At 55.3% G+C, this 15,539-nt stretch carries 10 protein-coding genes and 2 pseudogenes; 9 read left to right on the top strand and 3 right to left on the bottom strand.

Going from position 1 to position 15,539, the window contains the following annotated elements; genetic code table 11:
* Positions 1–150 precede the first annotated feature (150 nt).
* Positions 151–1,026, bottom strand: a complete 876-nt coding sequence (locus tag AK821_RS13260; RefSeq protein ID WP_064390059.1) for a DNA-binding protein — start codon at positions 1,024–1,026, stop codon at positions 151–153.
* A 69-nt stretch (positions 1,027–1,095) separates the two neighbouring features.
* Here AK821_RS13260 and AK821_RS13255 point away from each other — a divergent pair, with 69 nt between their 5' ends.
* Positions 1,096–2,208: a site-specific integrase gene (locus AK821_RS13255; RefSeq protein WP_064390058.1), complete on the top strand. Its 1,113-nt coding sequence runs from the start codon at positions 1,096–1,098 to the stop codon at positions 2,206–2,208.
* Positions 2,209–2,351: 143 nt separating this feature from the next.
* Here the strand turns inward: AK821_RS13255 and AK821_RS13250 are convergent, their stop codons facing one another.
* On the bottom strand, positions 2,352–3,293 hold the full coding sequence (locus tag AK821_RS13250; protein ID WP_064390057.1) for a DNA-binding protein: 942 nt from the start codon (positions 3,291–3,293) through the stop codon (positions 2,352–2,354).
* Positions 3,277–4,257, bottom strand: a complete 981-nt coding sequence (locus AK821_RS30255; RefSeq protein ID WP_152974164.1) for a hypothetical protein — start codon at positions 4,255–4,257, stop codon at positions 3,277–3,279. Before AK821_RS30255 ends, AK821_RS13250 begins: the two co-directional genes overlap by 17 nt.
* A gap of 253 nt (positions 4,258–4,510) precedes the next feature.
* Here AK821_RS30255 and AK821_RS13240 point away from each other — a divergent pair, with 253 nt between their 5' ends.
* The 8 genes and pseudogenes from AK821_RS13240 (at position 4,511) to AK821_RS13205 (ending at position 15,493) form a co-directional block, all read left to right on the top strand.
* Positions 4,511–5,179 carry a hypothetical protein gene (locus AK821_RS13240; protein WP_152974163.1) on the top strand — a complete coding sequence of 223 codons (669 nt, stop codon included), beginning with the start codon at positions 4,511–4,513 and terminating at the stop codon, positions 5,177–5,179.
* Positions 5,172–7,052, top strand: coding sequence for a DDE-type integrase/transposase/recombinase (locus AK821_RS13235; RefSeq protein WP_064390055.1), 1,881 nt, complete (start codon positions 5,172–5,174; stop codon positions 7,050–7,052). The genes AK821_RS13240 and AK821_RS13235 overlap by 8 nt, the downstream gene beginning before the upstream one ends.
* Positions 7,049–8,020 carry a TniB family NTP-binding protein gene (locus tag AK821_RS13230; RefSeq protein WP_064390054.1) on the top strand — a complete coding sequence of 324 codons (972 nt, stop codon included), beginning with the start codon at positions 7,049–7,051 and terminating at the stop codon, positions 8,018–8,020. Before AK821_RS13235 ends, AK821_RS13230 begins: the two co-directional genes overlap by 4 nt.
* Before the next feature lie 34 nt (positions 8,021–8,054).
* Positions 8,055–9,350 carry a hypothetical protein gene (locus tag AK821_RS13225; RefSeq protein ID WP_152974162.1) on the top strand — a complete coding sequence of 432 codons (1,296 nt, stop codon included), beginning with the start codon at positions 8,055–8,057 and terminating at the stop codon, positions 9,348–9,350.
* 281 nt (positions 9,351–9,631) lie between these two features.
* Positions 9,632–10,093: pseudogene (locus AK821_RS13220) on the top strand (tellurite resistance TerB C-terminal domain-containing protein); the annotation flags it as partial.
* Entirely contained in the window at positions 10,090–11,385 is a 1,296-nt protein-coding gene (locus AK821_RS13215) for an ATP-binding protein (RefSeq protein WP_064390051.1), read from the top strand. The pseudogene AK821_RS13220 and the gene AK821_RS13215, both read left to right, overlap by 4 nt.
* A gap of 43 nt (positions 11,386–11,428) precedes the next feature.
* A pseudogene (locus tag AK821_RS13210) lies at positions 11,429–13,597 on the top strand (DEAD/DEAH box helicase).
* Between the two features lie 492 nt (positions 13,598–14,089).
* Positions 14,090–15,493, top strand: a complete 1,404-nt coding sequence (locus tag AK821_RS13205) for a Shedu immune nuclease family protein (RefSeq protein ID WP_064390050.1) — start codon at positions 14,090–14,092, stop codon at positions 15,491–15,493.
* The last annotated feature ends 46 nt before the right edge of the window (positions 15,494–15,539 follow it).

Raw genomic sequence — 15,539 nt, 5'->3', positions numbered from 1 at the left:
TCCATCGAATACAGGCTCTAGGCCATCGCCGGCCGTTTAAGAGTTTTTTAGGGTTTACTAGGATGTCAAATCCTTTTTGTGTAGCCTTGGGGAGTCCAATGCTCACGTCCGCTTTTGGCCGTTAGCTGCCATTTGTGAGCGAAAGTGCTTTTAGGTTTTAGCTTTCGTTGACACCGTTTTTTTTCGGGCACTGGACTTGGGTTTCGTCTCGGATAACTGACGCAGCTGAAGCAACTGCTGCTCCAAAGTTTCAGCCCGGGCCAACTGTGCTACTGCACGTTGCTGCGCTTCACTGAGGTCGCCCTGGGCCGACTCCAGTTTTCGTTGCAACTCATCGCATCTTCGAGTGGCCATTTTTAACTGGCTTGAGGCGGCTTTGCCCTCTTCGCGGGCTCGATCAACTTCACGGTGAGCCCGATCCTCAACGCCGCGCACATAGGTCTCTTGCGCGACACGCTCCTGCTCGGCTTTGAGGCGCAACCCCTGCAGTTCCTGCTGCAATTCCTGGTGGCGCTGATGGATCTCGCGGCGCTCGAGCACCATGCTCTCCCGTTGCTGTTGCAGGTCATCGATCTGTGTTTGGCGTTGGGACAGTAGCAGTTCCAGGTCAGCCAAACGCAATTCGGCCGCCTGACGCCCAGCCACGGCGTCTAACACCTGCTGCCGCCTCTTCGCCACATCCTGACGAGCTTGATCCTCGACTTCGGCGATTCGTTCACGCTCAACATCCAACACTTGCCGCTGCTCAGTTAGGGCCAGCTCTGCCACGCCTTGTGCAAGATGTATGGCCTGTTGCCACACCGAAACGAAGGCCTGTGACACCTCACTAGGCAATGCCGGCAGTCGCGTTTCTCCATTCAGGCGTTCGGCCAAACGTGTCCACCAAATATCCAGCAGTCCACCGACTCGCGCCGGGCTACCTCGCCCCAGCTCCAGGCGCACCCGCTCGACCGTCGGCCGTTCACCGCGGGCCAGCACCGCATCCGCAGCCGCAAACACGTCGTTTTCCGGCACCCCTACTGCCATGACTCACCTCAGCGTATATTAGGTCTGATAATTAAATGTTATCCGACCTAAGGCATATAGGAAAATACGGTGGACGTATTAAATAAAACGACTCAGCCGATTTCAGCCAAAAAAACACGTTTAGACCCCACGGTGCTGGCACATAGCACCCAGGCCGCCGCGGAGGCTTTTATTGCCGCCGGTACCGCCGAGAACACGCTGCGCAGTTACCGCAGCGCCTTGAATTATTGGCAAGCCTGGCTGCAGCTTCGCTACGACAGGGTGTTCGGCGATGACGCCATCCCCGTGCCGGTCGTTGTGCAGTTCATCGTTGACCATCTGGCGCGCCCCGCCGCTGACGGGACCTGGCACCATCTGCTGCCCATCGAGTCCGACCTGGCCCTGTGCAAGGCTGGGGTTAAAGGCAAACCCGGACCACTGGCCTTCAGCACCGTCAGCCATCGCTTGGCCGTCCTGGGCAAGTGGCACAAACTCCAGCAATGGGACAACCCCTGCGCCGCACCCGCGGTCGCCGCGTTGCTCAGGGAGGCAGGCAAGGCTCAGGTTCGTCAAGGCATTCGCGTCCGTAAGAAAACCGCCCTTACTCGCGAACCCCTGCAGGCGCTGCTGGCGACTTGCAGCGATGGGCTACGCGGCCTTCGTGACAAAGCCCTGCTGTTACTTGCATGGAGTGGCGGCGGGCGTCGAAGGTCTGAAGTGGTGACCTTAAGAATAGAAGACTTGCGCCGCCTGGATGAAGAAACCTGGCTGTATGCGCTCGGCGCGACCAAAACCGAGACCAGCGGTCAGGTCCGCGAAAAACCGTTGCGTGGCGCCGCGGCACGTGCCCTGGATACCTGGCTCAAGGCTGCGCCCTTCTCTACCGGGCCGATTTTCCGCCGGATACGCAAGTATGGTCAGATAACCGAGACCGCCCTGTCGGGGGATGCGGTGGCCCGGATGATCAAGCGCCGGGCGAAGCTGGCCGGTCTCGAGGGCGATTGGGCGGCGCACAGCTTGCGCTCTGGTTTCGTCACCGAAGCCGGTCGCCAAGGTGTCCCGTTAGGTGAAGTGATGGCAATGACCGAACACCGCAGCGTTAACACCGTCATGGGCTATTTCCAGGCCGGCGCCTTGCTGCCCAGCCGGGCCCCCCGACTGCTGGAGGACGACGACGGGGGGGTGTCCCCCCGCCCCGAGTAACCCGACATCCTTTCGCCCACAGGCGAAGGCGGCAGCCAGACAAACCACATTTTCAAGCCTGCAGTGCAAGACCGAGTCACCGGCAACCCCACGCATCCGTGTTGTTAGCACGTCCGCCGGCTACGGCACGGAAATCAGACGCGTCAATCCTTGAGTGTTTGCCTGGCCTGCAGGTACAGCGGCATGAGTTGAAAAAAAAGCTCATCAACTGCGGCGCTGTAGCCAACGGCCTGCTGACGGAGTTCGTCGAGAAGTTGCTTGAGCACCTGCGCCTGAGCAAAGCTTCGGGCTCGCTGATAGTCATCTGGCACGAGCGCCTGGCCGGGCGCCACGCTTAACTGGCGGCGCAACTCATCCAGCCACGGCGTCAGCCTGTGCTGGGCCGCTTCCAACAGCGGCGCAAAGTCACGCCACAGATTATAACCGGCGTCCTTTGTCGTGGATGCGGATGCGGATATTGCGGAGGGATCGGCACCATAGGTGAAAAGACGACACAGTTCCTGCGTCATCGCATCAAACTCCAGCGCCTGCTTCTGGGCATGCCGGCGGCGCTGCGCATCGATTGCTTCGTAAAGACCTAAATGCCGCTGCATCTTGTTGAGTTCTTGCTCCGCAAACCGCACGGCAACCTTCGCTTCCTTGGTGATTGTGCGTGACTGTCGAAGCTGCTCGCGCAGCCGCTCGTTGCGGTCCAGTAAGCGTTGGCGCTGATTGGTGAATACTCGCCGTTCCTTGGCCAGTAACCCCTCAAGCTGTTGACGCCGCTTCGCGAAGGATTTCTCCATGTTGTGGGCCTTCTCGACCCCGACTTGTCGCTGTGCCGAAAAAGCCTGCTCAGCCTCCTGGCGCCCCTGCGCTGTCGCTTGCTCCCACAACATGCTTAAGGCATGGTTGATCGGGGCGGGCAGCGTATTCCTCTGGAGGCGATCGAGCAGACAGATCCACCATCGATCGAGGAGCACTCCAATACGCTGTGGGTTCCCGCACCCCAAGTGTGCGCGCACGCGCTCGGCAGTGGCACTGCGGCCGCTGGCCAGAACCGCATCGGCCGCGGCATAGATGTCCTCATCACTTGGCTGGATCATTGCCGAACCTGCCTGAGCGGACTGAGCTGGATCCGCCCCACGATAGGTTCCACCCGTAAGGCAGCGTATTGCCTCGCGCGGGATCGCACCAGCTCAAGGCCTCCGGCGAAACCTCCGTGAAGCTGACACGATCACGTTGGGCTTGGCGAAACCTGTGACGTGTGTGGCTGATGAGATCACGTCGGGTGAGTTCGACCGCAGCACTACTGAGCAATCGGGCCAACATGGGTCGGTCCCACAAAAGATGCCAAAACAGCAAACGCTCCCTGAAGCCCCATCCAACCATCCATCCCCTGGCTTGTAAACGCGCCCTGAGCCTTTTCAAATGGTACAGCTCGCGCTGGAAGCCTTCCGGAGAATTTGGCCAGGCATTCAGGGGGCCAAATTTATCCAGACGGTTCGCCGCCTCCAGGATCCGGTAGAGGCCCAGTGGATCGGCCTGCCCAGGCAGATCAAGACATACACAGAGTACGTAATGAGTGAATACGGCACGCAACCATGACTGGGCACGGGCGTCACATGGACGCTCGCTGCCCATCAATGCAAGCAGCCCTGCCAGCCTTCGCCAATCCGGTATCCCGCACAGGCGCATCAAGCGCGCAGCGGAAAAGTAGCGAAACGGACATTGGTTAAGACGCAGTTGTGCAGCCCAACAACCAGTGTCTTCGTGCGGATGAACCAGGCGCTGCAATAATGGCCAGAGTGGATCGTCCAGCACGCTCTGCAGGCAGGGAAAATCCTCAATCAGCGCCGTGCGCAACGCTTGCCTTGGAAAACTGCCCGTGAGGTAGTCGGGCCACTTGTGATTCAACGTCTCCGGCATCGCACGCCCTCTTCGCTTCGCCCACCAGGCGTCTCCCCAGCGAGAAAGTCCGGGCCCGGTGGCCGCGCAACCGGCGGCAACAGTCAGCGCGTGGCCAAAAAAACTGGCCCGCAGTCGACGAACAGGTTTGATATACGACATCGCACAAGCGCCTCCGAATGTGCCATCACTGCGTATCTCATGATGGACCTATCCGAGGAAGCTCGCCGAAAGTCGGGCGGTCGTCTTTATCTACGTGGTGAATGCACAAACCTCTGTAAGGCTGAAACGTACGCAATAGAGCGGCAAGGGATGTGCTCAGGTTAATAAAAGTCGGCTGGCGTCGTAGAACGAACCGTCAAATAATATCAACAGTGCCATCCACCCAGACATTTGCTTCTTCAGGAGGCTGAATATGTTTGCCAGCATCTGCACCATGCCCTGTGACCCCCTCCCTGCTATTGTTTGGCCAAACCCCGGCCACCGAAACTTCTCCACTACCTTTCCTTCTCAAAAAAACCGACGGTCGCTTCGCTGTGGGACGCGTTTGCAGGCTGACTTTTGCGTATGGCTGGAACAGGACGTGCACGTGCGACGATATTGGGCGCAGCCCCACGTGTTCAAGTGGACGGAAGGTACGAGCAAATTTCGCTATGCCCCGCATTTCCTGGTGGAGAATGATGATGGCGGTGGGTGCTATTGCACAGTACAAACAAGCCTTACAGGCATGACCGCGCAGCAAGGCGCCACCCGGTCCGCCTTTGACGCATTGTGCCGGGAGCGGGGCTGGCAATTTTCCCGTATAGCTGAAACCACCGTGCACACGCCGAGCTTTGCCACGCTGCAGAAACTGTACCTGCGCAGTCAGGACACTACCCCTGATGAATACGCGGCTTGTCTGAGGCATTTGACCGGGTTGGTTTGGCCGGCGACTGTCAGGGAGCTATTGCACGCCCTTCCGTCGCCCTGCCTCGCCGCGCTCTGCGGTTGCCTATTTTCAGGGCAACTTGTGGCTGACCTGAGCCAGGCCCTTGACCTGGATATGCTTATCCAGGGCCCATGCACGGTTGAAGACCGTGGCTAATGAACGACCGCTGCCGGTAACGGGGGCTCAGTACCTGATCGACGGCCTCGTCTATGAAGTCATAGAGATCGATGACGAACTGGTCACGCTGTCGACGCTTACCCACCTGCGCGTTATAGGCATCGCCCTCGGTTCGTTCCTGAGCGATCTCAAGCGTCGCAACATCACCTTGTTTGCCGACAAGCCTGGGCATGGTTCCAACGCCATCGCTTTTGCCTTTCCTGATGATCCGAAAGTGATCGAGGCGAAACGCAAGTTTCGCTACATCCGCACCACACTGAGCGAACTGCACAACCAGCTGCCCGAGAAGCCCACTAAGGCCATCATCCAACGGATAGCGAGCGAAACCCAGGACAGTCATGCTCCGGGCTACTCGACGCTTTGCCGCTGGGTTGCGCGGTACCGAGCTCACGGCAACGATGAGTTTTCTTTGTACAAACTGCCGAGCCCGATGCCCCGCGGACGCAAACTCGCCGCGGAGATTCAGATCAAGCTCAAGGCACTCATTGACGACGAATACATGGCGCGCGACGAGCGCATTACCGTACAACGTGTCTTTCAATTGCTGGACGGCCACGTGTTATTGCTGAATCGACAACGTGCCGCGGCCCTGCAGCCGCTATTACGCCGCCCCTGCCGCTCAACCGTGGTACGCGCCATCGCCAAACGCACCGGCTACCACTCGGATCGTGCGCACCTTGGGGCCGAAGCCGCCTACAAAAGGCACCAGTTCAGCTGTGAGCAGAGTCGGCCCAGTGCACCGCTGGATGTCTGTGAGATTGACACTTACCCCGTGGATCTGATGATCGTTGATGACCAGCACAACGTCCTGGGCCCGATTGCCTACCTCACCGCCATCATCGACTTGCACTCGGAAATGGTCATTGGCTGGGAACTTTCGCTGACGTACCCCTGCGCGGAAAAGACATTAAGAGCGCTTCGCATGGCGTTTGAAGCCGTCCCCGGAGAGGAATACCAGCGCGGAGCAATGATACACCTGGTCAGCGACGGGGGGCCTGAGAATACCAACAGCATGGTACACACCGTTCTTGATCGCCTGGACATCAAGTGGACGTTGCCACCGCCCGGCAGCCCCGATACCCGCCCGCGCATTGAGCGTTTGTTCGGGACATTCGCGTCCTGGGTACATGAGCAGTACGGCACAACCTTCTCAAATCCGCAGGCGTGTCGGGATTACGATGCGGCGCGCCACGCCTGTTACACCATAGAAAATCTGGTGGATTATTTTCGCGAATGGCTGGAGGACATCTACCACAATACCAAACATGAGGCGCTGAACATGCCGCCTCGGGTGGCCTGGGAGCGCGCGATGCACAACCAGTTGCCACCGAGAAAGTTTTCCTCTGAAGCGTTGGACCAGCTGTATCGCGGAGTCGCATATTCCGCACTCAGTGGCAACCGCGCCGCTTTCTTCAACCTGATGTGGACCGGCCCCGGTCTGGGAGCAGTGAAGGCCAAACTTCACAAGAATCAGAAAGCAATTTGTTACTACGATCCGACGGACCTCGGGGTGATTTGGGTCGCGGCCCCCGACACACCACGCGACATGGTGCCCGCCAGTGGAACAAAGAGAGCCTACCAGGAAGGGCTGACCCTCTCTGACCATCGTCTAGTCCAAGCCAAGCTTTCGGCTGACGGCAAGCAGTTCGATGACAGTGATGCGCACCGCGCGTTGCTGCATTTGCGTCAACGCATGAGCGAGGATCACGATAAGTTCATGGCGAGCAAGCGTAAGAATGCCCACAAAACTCATGAAAAGACTGAAGTATCCTACCCCGACATGGCACCCGCGGATGCTGAAGAACCTTGGGCGGAGGACATTACAAGCCCGTGGCGGGTGGATGGGATATGACCATCAATTCGCAACGCCAAGCCAAGGTGCTCGAGGCGCTCAAGCAGTGTGTGGTGTGGCACCCCAGCTTTGCTCATGCCCATCAACTTGCCCGAAAAAGCATGAGCACGACCAGAGATCGCCACGCGGCTGCGTCAATGATGTTGATCGGCGACACGGGGGTTGGCAAATCCACCTTATGCGAAGGCATCGAACGGGAGCTCAATATTGATACAGAATACGATACTGACTGCAGCCACAGCTGCATAAAACACTGCCTGCTTGTCGAAGTGCCTCCCCAAGCCACCATCAAAACCTTGTCGATAGAGCTCCTGACGAAACTGGGTCTTGAGAACCGTGGCCGCCTTGAACAAATGGGCAGTGCGTCTCTGAACCGGCTCATCCTGCAACGTCTGATCACCATGCAGACACGGCTGATTATTCTGGACGAATTTCATCGAATCCTTGATCAGGGCGCGGCCGCAACAAAAAAAATGGTATGCCGATGGGTGAATCAGATCCTCAACCAAGCAACAATCCCTATCGTGCTCGCAGGATTGCCGACGATTGAAACGCTGATCGACACTATCGCAGAACTGAGCGATCGATATCCCTACCGTGCCCACCTCAGGTATTTCAACTTCACCGATAAGGCGGCGACTGCGCAATTTCGGAAAGTCATTGAATTGATTGAACTCAAAGTCATTCAACCTGCGGGCTTTGCTGAACGAGTTCTCCTCACCGAAGATCTGCTGTTCGCGGGACTCTGCTTGGCCACCAACGGCAGCTTGCGCCATCTAAACATCCTGCTGAATGACAGCCTGACTCACGCCCTGGCGCGCGAGGGTGACACGCTCACCCTTGAGGACTTTGCCTGCGCCGCGGACGATCTCGATTTCTGTCGACCCTACAACCCGTTCCGTCTCTCTAGTCGAGAATTGCATGCGGCGCTGAGAAAGAGATATGCGAGAACTTTGTTATCTTCCTAAACCGTCTGAGTTTGAGGGGCCCAAAAGTTTGTTGATGCGTATGGCGCATTACAACGGATTCGGCACGGTGAGAAACATGTTCGGGTATTTTGCTATCAGCCCGAGCCGATGGATTGACACGCTTGGTCAGCACTCCCCTGTGCTGAAACTCGTCTCTGAACAAGCGCCTTCCCTGGCCGACGACTTGCGCAAGGCTTTTTACAGCGTAGCGAAAGACAGTGCGAATTTTATCAAGGCGAACAATGTCTACCTGCTTCGCAAAGCTTGCCCGGATAATTATGTGTATTGCCCCGTATGTATTGAATCCTCAAAGTCGCTTGTATTTCACGATGTCGCTGACATAGGAGTGTGCCCGGTTCACGGCACGAGGCTTGTCATCCGGTGCCCTAAATGCATGCGCACAGAGAGCTGGCACAGTGCCAAACTGTTCCACTGCCTATGTGGATTCGAGCGGAAGACAGCCGACCAGGCCCAATCCAATTTTGTTCCCTGCTTGCTCGATCCGTTCCAGTCACCGGAAGTAGTAGAAGAGATCCGGAACAAGTACGTCATTGCCAAGGTCTGCGCGTCTCTCTGGGATGCTCTGCAGCATGATGATAATCATAACAGCTGTGATTTGCCTTTGAAGGTCATCCATCACATCGATAGGACCGTCGCCGCGCAGGTGAACAAATATCCGGGATTTATCAAGTCATTACATAGGGCTCCCTGGGACAATTATGGTGACTTTACCGTCGCCTGGCTTGCGGATCGTGCACTAAATCGTTTGCGCACCGACAGCAAGCCATGCTTGGGCGACTGTTGCCGATTCGCAACAATCGATCGCAACAATGCAAGGAGGGCAATATTTGACGACATGAAGCTGGTAATTAAAGCTCATAACTTTGCAGTTCGAGGCTGGATGGAGCAGCAGACCCCTTCTCACTTTACTCGTCCGCCACGATGCGAAATCATACGTAAGATGAATGCCGAAAATTCATCCGGCGCTGAACGCTCCGCTAGCACGGATGGACTTACCAAGGACGAAGCAGCTGCTTTCCTAAAGTGTCCACTGTCCTCAGTTAATGGTTTACTTAGTCAAGGGTGGTTAAAAAACCTTGATCCAACTCGTGCCTTTCAACTACAGCTTCCTGACGTCATAGATCGGTCCTCAACCGAAAAGTTCGCTGATCGATACGTTCTACTACATGAGCTAAGCAAAATATTTAAATTGCCCACTGGTTTAATCACCTGTCTTTTAAGTGCGCATTGCATACAGAAAAACACTTTCCCCGCAGGGCCTGAATTTTATGATCGCGCCTCCGCGTCTGAATTTTTCAGTCGACCTTAGATTCAGTATATGACCTCTTGATATAAAACGGGGAAACAAGAACTGCTTTGGCAGGCTGTGAGAATCGCACGTGCAGTTTAATTAACAATACAAAACATCATATTTCAGGCCCGAAAAGAGAGATGTTTCTCCGCCAATATTCATCCTAACTTTTAAGCAAAAGCCACGTTGCAATTATCGTAACTTCACGTGCCGATGGACTTGCCTGACGCCGAAATTGCAGTTTCCGCTCGACATCCGCCAACGCCTGATTCAGCAGTGATCTCATAGAGGGCTGGGTCATTACCACGAGCGCTGGGGTAGGCCGCGGCGAGGCCATTCCAACCGAACCCGGCACACAATCAGCCGCCGTTGCAAAACAGGGCTTCGTGCTCGATCACGAGCGCATTGCTGAGCTACAACGTGAAACGGCTGAAGTCTCTGCCCTCCTCGCCCAGGTATTCACTGATGACCAGGTTGAGGAGCCGGAACAGGCCGTTGAGACTGTGGAGTCGGCGACCGAAACCACTGCTGACGTTGCCGGCCTCGATCTGGAACATTCTGCATTTTTGCGCTTGTTGATTTCCCGTGCCGAATGGAGCCGACCCGAACTTGAAGCCGCTGCCAGCGATATGGAGCTGATGCTCGATGGAGCCCTGGAGCAAATCAATGACATGGCTTTTGAGCGTTTCGACATGCCCGTCACCGAAGGTGATGATCCCATCGAGATCAATACAGACATTCTGGAAGAATTAGCCCTATGAGCACTATCAGAGCCAAGGATCGCGACGCGGTCATCCAATCGTTGCGTGCAGGCGTTGTTCCTCGCGTCGGTCAACACTTGATTCAGGTTGGCCGGGTGGGAGAGCTGGATGCGCTGATCAAGGACGTCAATCGCCTGGTCGAAAGCGGTTCGGCATTTCGAGTGGTTATTGGCGAGTACGGCGCAGGCAAGACGTTCTTTCTGAACTTGGTTCGAGCCATCGCCATGGAGCGCAAACTCGTCACCATGCACGCTGACTTAAACCCGGATCGTAGGTTACACGCTACGGGCGGCCAAGCACGTTCGCTTTATTCCGAGATGGCCAAGAACATGTCGACGCGCACCAAGCCCGACGGTGGTGCGATGCAAGGCATTGTTGAGAAATTTATCTCGCAGGCCAAAACGGAAGCCAAGGCGGCAGGCACAGACAGTGAGACTGTCATTCGAGCACACCTGGCTGAGTTGACCGAGATGGTCAACGGCTACGATTTCGCTGAAGTGATCGCCGCGTATTGCCGAGGTTTCGAGGAAGGCAACGAACAACTCAAGGCTGATGCTATTCGCTGGTTGCGTGGCGAGTTCACCACCAAGACCGATGCCCGCGCAGCCCTAGGTGTGCGAACCATCATTGATGATGCCTCCATCTACGATCAGCTCAAGCTGCTGTCGAGATTCGTCAGACTCGCAGGTTTTGGCGGTCTGATGATCTGCCTCGACGAGTTGGTCAACGTCTACAAGCTGGCCAACACGCAGGCACGCAATGCCAACTACGAGCAGATCCTGCGCATCCTCAATGATTCGCTCCAGGGATCCTCTGAGGGTCTCGGATTCGTCCTGGGCGGTACCCCAGAGTTCTTGATGGACACTCGCCGAGGACTGTTTAGCTACCCCGCCCTGCAATCGCGTCTGGCTGAGAACTCGTTTGCCAAGACAGGGCTGGTGGATCTGTCGGGCCCGGTGATTCGCCTGACCAGCCTCACCCCCGAAGACTTCTATGTACTGCTGCAGAAGCTTCGCCATGTTTACGCGGGTGGCGATGTCGAAAAATATCTACTGCCTGACGAAGCACTCCCCCTGTTTATGGCGCACTGTAATCAGCGCTTGGGTGAAGCCTACTTCCGCACGCCGCGCACCACGATCACTGCATTTATCAATCTGTTGGCCATCCTGGAGCAAAACCCTGGTGCTGACTGGAAAACGCTGCTGGGAGGTGTCGAGGTAGCCAAAGACCTGGGCGGAGTAGACGACACGAAGGTCGACGCGGACGATGAACTTGCCACCTTCACACTCTGAGTCATCGGGATTCGACCAGCTGGAACCCCGTATTCAGCGCTGGATTTGGGCTGAAGGCTGGACGTCCTTACGTGACGCCCAGGAAAGGGCTTTGCCGATACTGGTGGATGCCGATCAGGATGTCATCATTGCCGCCGCAACGGCGGCGGGGAAGACTGAGGCTGCGTTTCTCCCCATACTCACCAATTTGCTGAACGACTACGACCCACCCGGGTCGGTGTTGTACATCAGTCCCCTCAAAGCCTTGATCAATGATCAATGGGACAGACTGGACCGCCTCTGTGAGCAGCTCGAAATTCCCGTGGTGGCTTGGCATGGCGACATTTCAACAAGTAAAAAGCATCGCTTCCTTAAGTCGCCTGAAGGGGTGCTTCTGATCACGCCTGAATCCCTGGAGGCTCTGTTCGTCAACCGAGGCTCCAGTCTTGCCGGAGTGTTCCAGAATCTGCGCTATATCGTCGTGGACGAGTTGCATGCATTCATTGGAAGTGAGCGAGGCAAACAGCTTCAATCCCTGATGCACCGAGTAGAGCTCGTTGCTGGGCGCCGACTCCCCAGGGTCGGGCTTTCAGCCACGCTCGGCAATATGAGTCTAGCTAAGGAGTTTCTTCGTTCTGCAGACGCAGAAGGAGTAACCGTCATTAAGTCCGAAAACTCAGGCCAGACACTCCAGGTACAGGTTCGCGGTTACATCCAGCCCCCTATGAGCGAGCTTAAAAAGCTTCTCATCCAATCTGCTAACGAACAAAGCGAAGAAGACGAAACGGAAAACAAGGCAAGTCCCGACTTTGCGATCGCTGACCACCTCTACAAGGTATTGCGTGGTAGCAACAATCTGATTTTCCCAAACAGCCGGCAGCAAGTTGAATGGTACGCAGATCAGTTGCGCCGGCGTTGTGAGAAAGATGGTGTGCCCAATGAGTTCTGGCCCCACCACGGCAGCCTTTCGAAAGACTTGCGCGAGCAAGCTGAGCACGCCCTCAAGGCAGGCGGCCAATCAGCATCAGCCATCTGTACTACGACGCTGGAGCTCGGTATAGATATCGGTAGCATCAAGACAGTGGTGCAGATTGGCGCCCCCCCCTCGGTGGCCAGCTTGCGACAGAGACTGGGTCGCTCGGGTAGACGACCGGGGGAAAACGCGATCTTGCGAGTTTACTGCAAGGAGTCGCCACTCAAGGATAGCTCCAGCCTTTCGGATCAGTTACGTCAAAGTTTGGTTCAGACCATTGCCATGGTTCGTTTGTTGCTCGGTGGATGTTCGAACCTCCGCGGACTCAGGGTCTTCATGCGTCCACACTCGTTCAGCAATGTCTCTCTGTAATTGCTCAGTGTGGTGGTGCAACTGCGGCTGATCTTTGGAAACACTTGGTCGCTGAAGCGGCATTCAAGAAAGTAGAAAAATCCGACTTTCTCAAGCTGCTCAAGTCGCTGGGAGAACATGAACTCCTCGTCCAAGACAGCTCGGGCTTGTTGCTACCCGGGACAGTCGGTGAGCGACTGATCAACCACTATGAGTTCTATAGCGCCTTCATCAGCGATGAGGAGTTCCGCCTGGTGTGCGACGGTAAAGCCCTAGGCTCTGTACCCGTCAGCAGGCCTTTGACAAAGGATCAGCGCATCATCTTCGGTGGCCGACGGTGGCAAGTTCGTGATGTTGGCCTTCAGGCAAAGGTCATCATCGTAGCCCCGGCACGCGGAGGTGCCCCTCCCCTATTCGACGGCCTGGGCGCCATGGTGCATGACAACGTGCGCAAGGAAATGCGAGCTGTCCTCGCAGACCCTAATCCCTGCCCATTCATAGACCGCGATGCCCAAGCGTTACTCGACGAAGCCAAAAAGACATTCAACGCGTTAGGCCTCGGTGAACGCTACCTCATTGAGTCTGGAGGCAGATGCTATTTGATCAGTTGGCTCGGTGATTACGCCAACGATGCGCTTCGCCTATTACTCAATCATGTGGGGCTTTTGTGATAACGCGGGCTTGGCGATTGAGATTGACGCCGATATCCAACGGACATTGGCGGCACTCAAGGACGTTGGTGAACTGGATGCAAATGATCTGGATTTGATACTCGCAGACGTAGAAAACATGCTGCGCGAGAAATGGGATTGGGCATTGCCCGAATCATTGCTGATGAAGTCGTTTGCGTCGATTTCATTGGATATCTCAACCGCGATCGATTTTGCGCAAACCCACGCCGCAACCTGAACAAATCCCAATGAAATTATACCCGGGGCCCTGATTCGAGATTGAAGCAACAGGGTCACGATGAGCGCTTATCTCGCCCGTTGCTCGAGGCATTTTCGACGAATCTTTCCTCAGAACGATGAACTCGACTCGGAGTTGCTTATCGCATCTCCAATTTAATGGCGCTCAGAAATAGGGGCGATTCAGTTGGCCCAGCTTGCCAGCTGGATGTGATGCACCTCAAGGTCCGCTTTTACACACTATGGGCCCAAAGCTGCCGTACTAGGCGGACCGCTTTCGGCCAGTAGCGGACTTTGCCCCGAGGCCGCTTCCTGCCAAAATCCAGACACTCAGAAAATCTAATAAAATGAGATCACTTCAGTTCACCGTTGTGTGGTCAAAAAACGCTATTACGATGATTTCGAATGGCGCTTCCTTCGCGAGCGCATGGACGTATACTCCCCTTCAAAGTGACCGCGATCTGCTGTTGCGCTCCAAGGAGAAGTGAGCGTTATGTACGACGCTGAATCGGTTTTCAATCCCAGTTTTGACCTGGTTCCTACCCAGCAAGCCGGTGAGCCATGTAGAGACCTCTACATGGAAACCTTCTTCACTTTCGAAGACGCAGATGATTGGTACCCGTATCCGCAAGATCAATGGCACCGGCTTGCACGTATTTTCTCCGACCGAATCGTCACCTATCCGGTATTCACCAATCCGCACGCACAACGCTACCTCACGCGCAGACACGGTCGAATCAAGACCATCATTTATGAAATGGAGTATGACCAGGTTTTACCAGAGACTACTGATGGCGCTCTCACACTAATCGACATGTTTCTGACTTCGCGAATTTGGAACAACAGCAACTTTGGGCTTGGGCTTATCAAAGACCTAGAGACCATATGTACTGAGCTCATGCGTTTGCCAGATATAGACACCTTAATAGTAACTCACGACGATCAATTAAGGATCGACCGCAATTGCGCGCGCATTTCGGAGAAACTTCTCGATGAGCTTAGACGCACGTTCGACAAGACGGGCAGAAGGCTAAAAGAGCGTATTCGCTCGGCTAAGCATTGGCATGTACGCAACGTACTGCTCGCTAAACTAGCTCCTGCTCAGTTTCCAGCTTTGGTGCAAGTGACTAGTACTGGGGAAATGGTCGAATATCGTATGGCAAGCTCGAAGCCATCTGCGGCTATGGAGAGGCAGCAACGACAGGCATCGATCAGAACCGTTAGAAAGAATGCTAGACAGATTGCCAAGGATGCCCCGCAGGAGCTATTCAGCCTGCACGCTGAAATTGAGAGGGTGACGCTCGCCAATATGATCGAGCTTTTCGAAAAGAAACTGGAACAACAATTGACCGAGGCTCATTGGCAGCGTTTTTTTGAAGACAACATTTTTATTTTGTCCATGCTTTTCGCTAGACCAGTACAGCTTCTACATACCCAATTTCATGCTCAGGTCTCTGGTCTCGATGGCTCCGGCGCTCAAATCGGGGACTTTTTATTTCGAGAACTAGGTCAACCCTTGGCAATCGTTGAGATCAAAAAACCGACCAGCCCACTCATGCAATCAAGTGCCTATCGCAACAACAAGGTGTATGGACCACACGCAGAGCTAAGCGGGGCAGTTACACAGGTTTTATATCAACAAACCTCCTTACGCAGTAACTGGCTGCTTCACCAATGTAGTTTACAGGGTTCGCAACCAGATGCGATCAAATGCATTGTCATCAGCGGTACCACGCCGATTGAGCAGGAACCGCGGCGCTGCTTTGATATCTTCCGACACGCATGTAAGGATGTTGAGGTTGTCACCTTTGATGAGCTTTTAGACAAGCTGAAACTGTTGCTCAAACATCTTAATCATGAAGGTTCTAGAGATGAGGCGATTAGCAAGGAGAGTTGAGAATGAGGGGCGCCATATGAGTTAGACAAAATCACTTTGGATACAC

The organism is Pseudomonas sp. RIT-PI-r (assembly GCF_001297015.1).
Lineage (GTDB): Bacteria > Pseudomonadota > Gammaproteobacteria > Pseudomonadales > Pseudomonadaceae > Aquipseudomonas.
This window is presented reverse-complemented; position numbering and strand designations above follow the sequence as displayed.